This window comes from Streptococcus intestinihominis (assembly GCF_046824975.1).
Classification (GTDB): domain Bacteria; phylum Bacillota; class Bacilli; order Lactobacillales; family Streptococcaceae; genus Streptococcus.
Window position 1 is genome coordinate 1 of record NZ_JBKQBL010000008.1, and the last position, 10369, is coordinate 10369.

Genomic DNA, 10369 nt, shown 5'->3' on the forward strand with positions numbered 1-10369 from the left:
TGCAGGGGGCATCTAAATCAACAGGAAAAAGCCTTTATTTCAAGGCTTTTTGTTTGTCTATAGCATATCTCTTTTTTGTATACATTAACGATTAATAATTGAGAAATAAATTGAACACAGTAAACAAATCCGATTCCTTCCCCTCCCCCAAACACCATCCCCATATTATCCCTCCACTTGTGGTATGATGGTAGAGTATGTTTAGGTGCCAAGCTACTTGAGCACCTCCGTGCTAAAAGGAGAACAAATATGAAAATCGCATGGAATGAAATTAAATACCAGCCCAAGAAGTTTATCCTGATTGAACTCCTCATTACCATTCTCATGTTTATGGTGGTGTTCTTGTCCGGTCTGACAAATGGACTGGGGCGGTCGGTATCGGCCCAAATCGATAACTATGGGTCGCTGCACTACATCCTTTCGACGGATTCAGAAGGGATTATCCCCTTTTCAACTATTACGGCGAAGGATTTAGATGAGGTCCAAAAGATAGAGGGAATGGGCTATTCGGGTTTGTCCATCCAGCGGGCAACCGTCTCAAAAACAGAGGATTCCAATACTCTGGATATCACCTACTTCGCGACCGATCACAACGAAGAAGAAATCCTCAATCCAATCATGGAAGATACAGACCTCAAGATCTCCGACCTAAAGAAAAACGAGGTCATTTTGGACAGTTCTTTCAAAGAGGATGAAGGGATCCAAGTCGGCGATCAAGTGATCGACAAAACTTCTAAGCAAAAACTCAAGGTCGTGGCCTTCGCGAAAAATGCCAAATACGGCTACAGCGAGATTGGTTTTATCAGCTCGGATACCTACACAGGCATGCGACAAAAAACAGATCCAAGCTATCAATGGCAAGCCCAAACCCTTGTGACCAAGAAAAGTATCACTTCTAGCGATCTAGCCAGCAACTTGATGGTGGCGGATAAGAAGCAAGTGATCGATAAAATCCCTGGCTACAAGGCTCAAAACCTGACGCTACGGATGATTACGTGGGTTCTCTTGCTTGCTTCTTCTGCTATCCTTGGGGTCTTCTTCTACATCCTCACCCTGCAGAAGTTGAAACAGTTCGGTGTCTTGAAGGCCATTGGCATGTCCATGAGCCAGATTACCTATGTCCAACTATCCCAGCTCACCATCATCTCCCTCATCGGAGTGCTATTGGGGCTTGGCTTGGCAACTATGATGGCTCCATTTTTACCTAATAGCGTCCCTTCCTTTATGACCCTGAAAGACAACCTCACCATCTCGGTTAGCTTTATCCTGACCTCTATCTTGTGTGGTGCCTTATCCCTTGTCAAAATCAAAAAAGTAGATCCAATCGAAGTCATTGGTGGAAATGGAGAATAAGATGGCCATTATCGAATTAAAAAATATCAGAAAATCCTACGCCGATGGCAGCCAGATGCACCATGTCCTCAACCAGCTTAATTTAAGCGTCGAACCCAACGAATTCGTCGCCATCTTGGGCCCTTCAGGATCTGGCAAGTCCACGCTTTTAGCCATCGCTGGCTTGCTTTTATCAGCGGATGAGGGGAGGATTCGCATCGCAGGCCAAGACTTGACTGGTCTCAACCAAAGTCAGTGGACGCAAAAACGGCTGGAATTGCTCGGCTTTATCTTTCAAGACCACCAGCTCCTCTCCTATATGAAAATCGGTGACCAGTTAGAACTGGTGGCCAAATTAAAAGGGGAAAAGGACAAGAAAAAACGCCAAGAGGAAGTCAAAGCCTTGTTGGCAGATCTGGGCATCGAAGCTTGTTACCACCAATACCCGAATCAGATGTCCGGTGGACAAAAGCAACGGGCAGCCATCGCTCGGGCCTTTATCGGAAATCCGCAGGTCATCTTAGCCGATGAACCAACGGCTAGCCTAGACCCAGATCGAGGGCAAGAAATCGCCCAATTGATCCAAAAAGAAGTCAAATCCAAAAACAAGAGCGCCATCATGGTGACCCATGACCGCTCCATCCTGACCTATGTGGATACCATTTATGAATTAAAACATGGCCAACTGCTAAAGGTTGATTAAATACAAACTAGCAAACAAGCATTTTTGAACTGTATCCCAAAAGTTGGATAGATAAAATCTAACTTTTGGGGTATTTTTGTGTCAATTTGCTTTTTGTTCCAGATTATTGTATAAGTTTTTTTCTGACCTTATCAAACTCTTCATTGATTAAAATTAATTTATTTGCGATACTTTTCAATCCATGAAACGGAAAAATCTACTAAACTACGCTGTTGCATTAATCTAGTATCGGCAAGGCCTATTTTTCCTATATTTGCATGACCTATTTCCTCAAACGCAATTCCTATGTCTTCAAAATCTTCTCCATCAACGAATAAGGTCTTATATGATTTCCATATACGAACACCATCTTCAAGCACAGCACTGTGTTCAATACAGTCATGTTTCCCAGGATACTCTGCACGAACATCCGCTAGGTGTATAGAGGTGTTTTTATCATATCCAACCCCTATTAACAGTACTTTTGCATCAAGTTCATAGAGTTTTGCGATAGGTGATCCCTCCCCAAATATATTTGAAAGAGTATGTTCCTCTGTAATATATTCAGCATGTTTCCCCCATGCACAAATTGATCTTGCTGGATGCTCTGTTCTGATGCTACCTGGCCATTGACGAAACATTTCTGCAACAGCTCCCATTGTATTGGTTGGCGTTATCTGCTTATCATATGCTGGCCAATTCTCTCTAATTTTTTCCCAGTCTGACTCCTCTGCATTCCAGTGCACACCTGTTTCCGGATCTAGATTTTTCCATGACTGCGTGGGCATCACAATGGTTCCTTCAGAAGTAACGACTTCAATTAGAGCTTCTATCACAGCCTGTGCTCCTCCACATACATATCCAATACTTTTTAACGATGTATGTACAATGACTACATCTCCTTTTTTCAGGCCAAGGTCTGTTAAGCTCTGTACGATATCTTTTTTATATATTGTTTTCATAGTTTTTTCCTCTTTTCATCAAATAATAATCGGGTAGCATTTCTCCTCAATGTAAGTTTCCACTTCTTCAATCGTCAGTTTTTCACTTAAGTTTTTGGCTAATTCCTGATATTTTCTATCTGAAACAACAGATGTCATTTTGTCACGAATTGGATCGCATTCAATACAAATACAAATGTATTGTGTAGGGTGGTTTAGGTATTACAGGGGTTTGAAAAGTAGCGTTACCCTATTTTAGCCAATATACCATTCTTTACACATTTTAATCTATAAATTATCATAACATAAAATGGATTAAACAATATGTACTAACAAAAAGTCAGTCACTTTATTTTTATGTATAATCAAGATAAGCTCTAGTTCAGTCTTAAATATATACCGTATTTTATTCCATGACCAAAAAACGAATTTCCAAATTAGTTTTATTAATAAGTATCTCTAAATTCTATTATTACAGGAAAACATCTAAAAATACAAACTAGCGAACAAGCATTTCTCTTGTTCGCTAGTTTTTTATTCTTGAGGATCTTTGGGCAGTTCCATACAGAAGCGCAAGCCCATAGCTGTTTTGTCAAATTGGTAGACCAGTTCTTCATGGTCTAGCAAGTGTTGGACCACAAAGAGTCCCAAGCCGCCTTCCTTCTTCTGACGGCTAGCGGTCATTGGCATTTCAGCGGTCTCTACCATTTCCTGGCTGGTATTTTCAACCGCCAAGTGCGTCCCTTCCTCTTCGAGGCGGAGCTGGATTTCTCCACCGGCATCCGAATGCTTAACGGCATTGCTGATGACATTTGAGAGGACCAATTTCAGAATAGCTGGGGCCATATAGACTTGTTTGGCTGGAATTTGATTATCAATCGTGAGCGCGCGGGATTGAGCCAAGACCTTGTACTGGTCGAGGATCTGCTCTAAGACCTGATCCAACTGGATCCACTCCTTGTCACCCGCCAATTCTTGGACAGAGGACAGGGACAGGATTTCTAGGACGATCTGGTTCATCTCATCGACGATATCGAGGGAGACCGACAGGTAGCGGTCCCGATCCTTGTAGCGGCCAATCTTATCCCGCATATTTTCAAGGATAATCTTCAAGCTGGCTAGAGGCGTCTTGAGCTCATGCGAAGCTCCACGTAGGAATTCGACCTTCATCTGCTCCAACTTCAGATTTTCCTGTTTCTGCTGCTCTAGATTGTCGATCACTTCTAGGAGATGATGATAGAGGTCGTTGATCTGTTGCTTGAGGACGCCGATCTCGTCCTGCGAATGAATGGGGAGATTAGCTGTCCGATCCAAGCGCTTCATCCGCTTGGTCATCTGCTTGATCTCAAGGATCGGAGCAGAAATCAGGCGGGCATAGAGATAGGAGGCAAGCAATGACAGAACAAAGGAAGCCAGAAGACTATAGGGAAGAAAGCCCAGACTGATGTCCCGCGCTTCCTTTTGGGAATCGACAGTTGCTAAGAATTGCAAGGTCAAGTCCTTCCCCTCTTTTGTCTGGATTTTTCGCTCTTCAATGACCAGGGAATTGTTCTGGCTGTCAGGGTTCACGAGCAAGTCATCCTTGACCTCTAGGGCATTTTGTTTTTCCTTGTCCTTGATCGAGACCTTGATATCATTTGTCTTGGAATATAGGTCGATGACAGACTCAATGGTTCCTTCTTCCTGACCTTGGAAACTCTTGGACAGGGCCTGTGATTTCTTCAAAATCGTCTGGCGCTGGGACTCGATATAGGTTGAGGGGAAAACAAAGTAAACCGAAGCGTGTAGAAGGATGACTAAGCCACTAAAAAGGGCAAAGGTGATCAGAAAGATCTTTGCAAAGATACTCCGTTTGGTCATGGTCTCTCCAATTTATAGCCGACATTGCGTACCGTTACGATACAGTCCAGCTCTAGTTTTTTTCGTAGTTCCTTGATATAGACATCGATCACCCGGTCAAAAGGAATCTCCTCTGTCTCCTTCCAGACGGCATCGAGGATCTGAGAGCGGGTCCGGGCCTTACCCTCATGCTGGAGCAAGTATTCCAAGATCTCCAACTCCTTGGCATTCATGGAGATAGCTTGACCAGCTAGGCTGGCTGTGTAGCTCTCAAAATCCACCCGTGCCTCTCCATAGATGAAGACCCGTGAAGGCTGGAGCTTTTTAAAAATAGCTTCGATACGGACCTTCAAGAGGGACAAGGAAAAGGGTTTTTCCAGGTAGCCATCTGCCAACTCTCCAAAGGCCATCAACTTATAGTCCTCGTCATGGAAGGCCGTCAGCATGAGGACAGGAACCGAGCTGGTCTTCCGAATGGTCTTAAGGACTTCCAAGCCATTGAGGATAGGGAGCTGGATATCTAGCAAGACCAGATCTGGCGCCTCTCTGTGAAAGAGGTCCAGGGCCTCCTGCCCATCGCCTGCTTCAAAGACTTCATAGCCACATTCCATGAGATAGTCGCTCATCCCTTCGCGAATCAGGACTTCATCTTCTACGATTAGTATCTTCATACACTTTCCTTTATCTAAGAAACTTCTTCTACCTCCTATTATACCCTATTTCTATTTTAGGAAACAATCTCTTATTCAACATCCACCAAGAGTTCCTTCGGTTTCTTATGCAAGAGCCATTGTGAAGAAAGGATGGATACCAGGATCAAGAGCAACCCGCCGACCAAGACAATCACCAACAATTGGCTCGGTTGGATATCCATATGGATATCAGTCAGGGTCTTACTGAAGCTTTCTGCCTCAGCACCTCCACCAAGGTTGGCTGCAGAGGATTCTTGAGCCATTTGTTTGGCAATGCCACTGGTTACGTTCTTAAGCACCGTATCTCCGACTCCTTTGGCAAGAAGACCTGCGACTCCATAGGAGAGGAGGAAGGCTGGGATGGAAATCATGACTAATTCTGCCACGAATTGCCCCGCAATCTGCACCTTGGAGAGTCCTAAAGCCAGCAAGATACCCACTTCTCTGCGACGGGCATTGAGCCACAAGACGAGGAGAAGGGTGAGAAGCAAGCTAGCAAAGATGAGGCTGCCGATAAACAAGTAGTCCGCCACTTGGAACATGCTGCTGATGGATTTTTGCAAGGCTGGGTAGTTGGAAGAGCTCTTGACTAGGTCATAGTAATTCCATGGGATATCCAAGGCTTTGATTTTTTCGATCAATTTATCGAGGTCCTGATCCCCCTTGGCAAAGAAGGTCGCATCCTCATAGGTAGCTGTTTGAACAGTATTGCCATAGAGCTTGGCAGCTGTATCTAGGTCAGAAATGAGGGTATCTTCATACAATTCTTGGGCGTAAGTTAGAGGAGCTTGGTTCTTCCCTGAGAACAGACCCTTAATGGTTACTTCGACAGTTTCATTGGCCCCTTTTTCATTGTCAGCGTCGTAGAGATTGGACTTGAGACGCACCTTATCGCCCACCTTGAGACCATTCTTTTTCGCCAAATCTTCGTGCATGAGGATTTGGTTTTTGTCCTTGTCTGTCAGGTGCTCTCCTTGGACCAGCTTGTAGGCTCCAGAGACAAATTTATCTTCTTTTGAAGAGTCATTGACCCCTGTCACCATCAGGGTATTCTTGAAGTGCTTGGCCCGCTCTGGAGATTGATTTTGCAGGGTTTCTTCAGTCTCAATAATCTCGTGGTCTAGGATATCTGCGATGGCATTGATCCGCTTGATGGAGGAGGTGATCCCCTCTACCTGGCTGATTTTTTCGATATCTTCTCCTCTGAGATTCCCAGCTCCCCGAGGGGTTCCTGGATTGGTCCTGCGGTTGATCTGCATGGAGAAGCTATTGGTGATGGATCCCAGGCTTTCCGATGAAGCTTGTTGGGTCGCTCCCTTCATAGAGAGTCCGATCAAGCTCAAGGTCCCCATGAGGAGAATGATGGCAAAGAGCAAGAGAGACTTGGGCCATTTACGTGTGATATAAGCAAAAGCATTTCGCAACATAGCATTCCCTCCTTACTTGCTCTTCTCAACGAGGCTACGGCGACTCAATTCCAAGACCACATCGGAGGCCTCTGCCACTTCCTTACTGTGGGTGACGACGATGACACATTTTTGGCGTTCCTTGGCCAACTTCTTCAAAATGGCAATAATATCACCGGCTGTCTGTTCATCTAAGTTTCCTGTCGGCTCATCTGCCAAGATGACAGGTGCTTCTGAAACGAGCGCACGCGCAATAGCCACCCGCTGTTGCTGCCCGCCGGATAGTTGTAGGACATTGCGTTTGATTTGCGTTTCGTCCAATCCCAATTCCAAGAGAATCTCTTTCCCAGCCTGTTTGTTGACCAGGCGAACATTTTCAAGTGGCGTCAAATAATCAATCAAATTGTAATTCTGAAAGACCAGGGAGACATGGTGCTTGCGGTGGTAGCTAGACCCTTTGGCCTGGATATCCTCCCCATCAAAGAGAACCTGCCCCTTTTTGGGATTGTCCAGACCAGCCAAGAGAGAGAGGAGGGTAGATTTCCCAGTTCCTGACTGACCAATAATACTGTAAAATGTCCCATTTTCGAACTGATAGTTCACATTTGAGAGGATATCTTCACTATAGCTTTGGTAACTATAGGCTACATTCTTGAGTTCTAACATATGTGTCATTTCTCCTTAACTCATTTTTGTTAATATTTCTTTTGGGGTCTTGCGCCAGATCATGCTGGTGGTTGTACCGAGCGACAGAAGGATTAAGCACAAGAGGCTAGCATAGGCGATTCCTAAGGAAAGGCCTTGAGGGACTTGGTTGAGCAAGTCTAGGGTCTGCTGTTGACCTGTCTGTCCGACAAACTGCTCTAAGAAACGATGGCTGACCATCCGCCCGATGAGAAAGGCTGGGATCACTGCTAGTAAGGATACCAGCACCACTTCCAAAAGGAACTGTCTAAAGATCCGGCCCTTGCTCTTCCCAATGGATAAAAGCACCCCGATTTCATGGATCCGCTCCCGTGTCCAGAGACTGAGTAAGAGCGATAGGGCACCGGCTCCCGTCACCAGGAGGACGATCATCATGATCCGCACCAGGCCTTCTAGGGTCTGAGAGGATTCCTTCATCTGGTCAAAGGCCTTGCGATCTTCGACCAAACGTAGAGACTGCCAATCCAGATCCAAGCTTTTAACTTGCTTCAAGAGGGCATCGATTTTCTCAGGATCTTTGACGCCAAAGGTGACCTGGGTCACTTCTTGCTGACTGAGACCTAGGAGCTTGGTCGCATCCTCATAAGGGAGGTAGACTTGGTTTTCACTCAGATCTGAGGTCATCCCTGTGAATTTTTCCTGTTTCTTACCCGAAAAGATGCCAACGATTTTAAAGGTTTGCTCTTTGGCAGGAGTCTCTCCCATCTGAAAGCTGGATAAGGTCAAGGAATCTCCGACCTTTAGCTTGTTCTTCTTAGCCAACTCTTGGTGGATCAAGATCTGGCCGCGAGCCTTGTCGGATAAGTGCTTGCCTTGCACCAGTTGGAAACTACCACTTCTGAAATCCAGGTGCTGGTCTGTCTTCTGGGTAAAGACAGCGCCTAGCGCTTGCTTGGCTTCCTGCCCCAAATCGTCTCGCTCCACCGACTGCTGTCCCGTCACCGCTTCTTTACCAAGAATGCGAACGGGACTTTCATATTGAGGAACCATGGCTCCCACCCCAGCTAGTCGCTGCACCTTTTCAGCCTCCTTCAGCGCAAAGGGAGTATTCCCCTGCTTACTGGTCAGGGCAAAACTGGTCCCAGCCGACTGTTTGATATGTTCCTCCAGCCTTCCTCCTACTTGCATCAGTGAAAAACAGAAATATAAGCAAGAGAGGATCAAGAGGAGAATCAGAAAGAGAACCAGATTCCTCGTTCTTTTTCGAGTAATATAGGCAATTGCCTGTTGTAAGAGCATGAACTCACCCTCCATTTCAAAGCCCACAGCAATGCAAAATGGGCGCTTTCATCATTTGTTATAGTTATTATAGAAAAGAAATGTGAAATGTTTATGAAATAGAAAAAAACTCCCCCAGAAAAATCTGGAAGAGCCTTAGCAAGGGGTGGATGAAAAAGTTTAATATGAAAAAGGTCGATAAAAATTAAGAATCAAAAAGTTTTAATTTATTCGATCAAGTTTTTGTCTTTAGACATGTATGTGGGAAGTATTCCCCCCTTGCTCTAGTGTAGAACATTTATCTACTTCCTATATTTTAACGCATCTTTGTTACAAAATAAAGGAATTTGTATTGCATTTTTGTTCCAAATATCGAACAGGCAGGTTACTTCAAAATACCAACTATCTATCCACCTGCTTCAAAGGTTATTCTTCCCGTGATTTCACTATATGTAAACAAAAACCCGCACCTCAAATAACTGCTCTGATCCTCATCGGATTGATCTTAGTTTCTTCAAGAAAGGAAACCGATCTGTAGAAAAGACCGGCTTCATCCAAATTTATTTCACAAACTTTTATAATATATATAAATATGCATCCTTCTGCCACAAAGAAAAGATTAGAACAATCCGTTCATCCAATGATTGATTGAGGATTGAAGACTTGCTAACCTCTTTGAGCTAGTAAGATGATTAGGTAGACTGCAACATATGATTAGAGGCATAGCCACAATCAAACACACAGGTTACGACAGAAAATAAAGAAGGCCGATAATGCCTTCTTTGTTTTCTTAGTAAGACGTTTAGCCAAACCGCCTGATAGCGGCGGTTGGCGTCAAATGATTAGAGGCATAGCCTCAATCATTTGTAACGTGTTACATCATCCCACCCATCATGCTTGGATCCATAGCCGGTGCTGCTGGAGCTGGTTCTGGTTTGTTGGCTACCACTGCTTCGGTCGTCAAGATAAGGCTCGCTACGGAAGCCGCATTTTGAAGGGCTGAACGGCTCACCTTCACTGGGTCGATAATTCCTGCTTCAATCATGTTGACCCATTCACCTGTTGCAGCATTGAAGCCTGTTCCGACTTCTACATGTTTCAAGCGATCGATGACGATTGACCCTTCATATCCTGCATTGTGGGCGATTTGGCGTACAGGCTCTTCCAAGGCGCGAAGCACGATGTTGCGTCCTGTCGCTTCGTCCCCTTCCAATTCAAGGGTTTCAACTGCAGAAATAACATTGGCAAGGGCCGTACCACCACCGGCAACAATTCCTTCTTCAACCGCTGCGCGTGTCGCATTGAGGGCGTCTTCGATGCGGAGTTTCATTTCTTTCAACTCCGTTTCAGTTGCAGCTCCGACCTTGATGACTGCAACGCCACCAGACAATTTGGCCAAGCGTTCTTGGAGTTTTTCACGGTCAAATTCTGACGTTGTGGTTTCAATTTGTGATTTGATCACGGCCACACGGTTAGCGATAGCTTCAGGATTTCCTGCACCTTCTACAATGACTGTGCTATCTTTGTCCACTGTCACTTTACTTGCTTGACCGA

The 10369-nt window shown here is 44.9% G+C and carries 9 protein-coding genes; 2 read left to right on the top strand and 7 right to left on the bottom strand.

The features are described from left to right. Positions 1–249: 249 nt before the first annotated feature. Positions 250–1353, top strand: coding sequence for an ABC transporter permease (locus ACLOR3_RS09965; protein WP_411400952.1), 1104 nt, complete (start codon positions 250–252; stop codon positions 1351–1353). A gap of 1 nt (position 1354) precedes the next feature. Continuing rightward, positions 1355–2035 (top strand): ABC transporter ATP-binding protein, encoded by a 681-nt coding sequence (locus ACLOR3_RS09970; protein WP_411400953.1) that lies wholly within the window; start codon positions 1355–1357, stop codon positions 2033–2035. Positions 2036–2193: 158 nt separating this feature from the next. On the opposite strand, the gene ACLOR3_RS09975 is transcribed toward ACLOR3_RS09970, so the two are convergent. From ACLOR3_RS09975 to ACLOR3_RS10005, 7 genes are all read right to left on the bottom strand, one after another. Then, complete coding sequence (locus tag ACLOR3_RS09975; protein ID WP_411400954.1) at positions 2194–2976, bottom strand: AAC(3) family N-acetyltransferase; 783 nt, start codon at positions 2974–2976, stop codon at positions 2194–2196. 513 nt (positions 2977–3489) lie between these two features. Next, positions 3490–4815, bottom strand: a complete 1326-nt coding sequence (locus tag ACLOR3_RS09980) for a sensor histidine kinase (protein ID WP_411400955.1) — start codon at positions 4813–4815, stop codon at positions 3490–3492. Beyond that, the gene (locus tag ACLOR3_RS09985; protein WP_411400956.1) at positions 4812–5465 is read right to left on the bottom strand and encodes a response regulator transcription factor; all 654 of its coding nucleotides are present in this window, start codon (positions 5463–5465) and stop codon (positions 4812–4814) included. Before ACLOR3_RS09985 ends, ACLOR3_RS09980 begins: the two co-directional genes overlap by 4 nt. Positions 5466–5536: 71 nt before the next feature. Further along, positions 5537–6913: an ABC transporter permease gene (locus ACLOR3_RS09990; RefSeq protein WP_411400957.1), complete on the bottom strand. Its 1377-nt coding sequence runs from the start codon at positions 6911–6913 to the stop codon at positions 5537–5539. Between the two features lie 12 nt (positions 6914–6925). Further along, complete coding sequence (locus tag ACLOR3_RS09995) at positions 6926–7558, bottom strand: ABC transporter ATP-binding protein (protein WP_411400976.1); 633 nt, start codon at positions 7556–7558, stop codon at positions 6926–6928. Positions 7559–7573: 15 nt separating this feature from the next. Next, the gene (locus tag ACLOR3_RS10000) at positions 7574–8836 is read right to left on the bottom strand and encodes an ABC transporter permease (protein WP_411400958.1); all 1263 of its coding nucleotides are present in this window, start codon (positions 8834–8836) and stop codon (positions 7574–7576) included. 853 nt (positions 8837–9689) lie between these two features. Beyond that, a partial coding sequence (locus ACLOR3_RS10005) for a TCP-1/cpn60 chaperonin family protein (protein WP_412037199.1) occupies positions 9690–10369 on the bottom strand: 680 nt, incomplete at its 5' end.

Bases quoted from the DNA above. Each gene is read 5' to 3' on its own strand.
- ACLOR3_RS09970 (WP_411400953.1), top strand. From the start codon at position 1,355: ATGGCCATTATCGAATTAAAAAATATCAGAAAATCCTACGCCGATGGC.
- ACLOR3_RS10000 (WP_411400958.1), bottom strand. From the start codon at position 8,836: ATGCTCTTACAACAGGCAATTGCCTATATTACTCGAAAAAGAACGAGG.
- ACLOR3_RS09965 (WP_411400952.1), top strand. From the start codon at position 250: ATGAAAATCGCATGGAATGAAATTAAATACCAGCCCAAGAAGTTTATC.
- ACLOR3_RS09995 (WP_411400976.1), bottom strand. From the start codon at position 7,558: ATGTTAGAACTCAAGAATGTAGCCTATAGTTACCAAAGCTATAGTGAA.
- ACLOR3_RS09980 (WP_411400955.1), bottom strand. From the start codon at position 4,815: ATGACCAAACGGAGTATCTTTGCAAAGATCTTTCTGATCACCTTTGCC.
- ACLOR3_RS09975 (WP_411400954.1), bottom strand. From the start codon at position 2,976: ATGAAAACAATATATAAAAAAGATATCGTACAGAGCTTAACAGACCTT.
- ACLOR3_RS09990 (WP_411400957.1), bottom strand. From the start codon at position 6,913: ATGTTGCGAAATGCTTTTGCTTATATCACACGTAAATGGCCCAAGTCT.
- ACLOR3_RS09985 (WP_411400956.1), bottom strand. From the start codon at position 5,465: ATGAAGATACTAATCGTAGAAGATGAAGTCCTGATTCGCGAAGGGATG.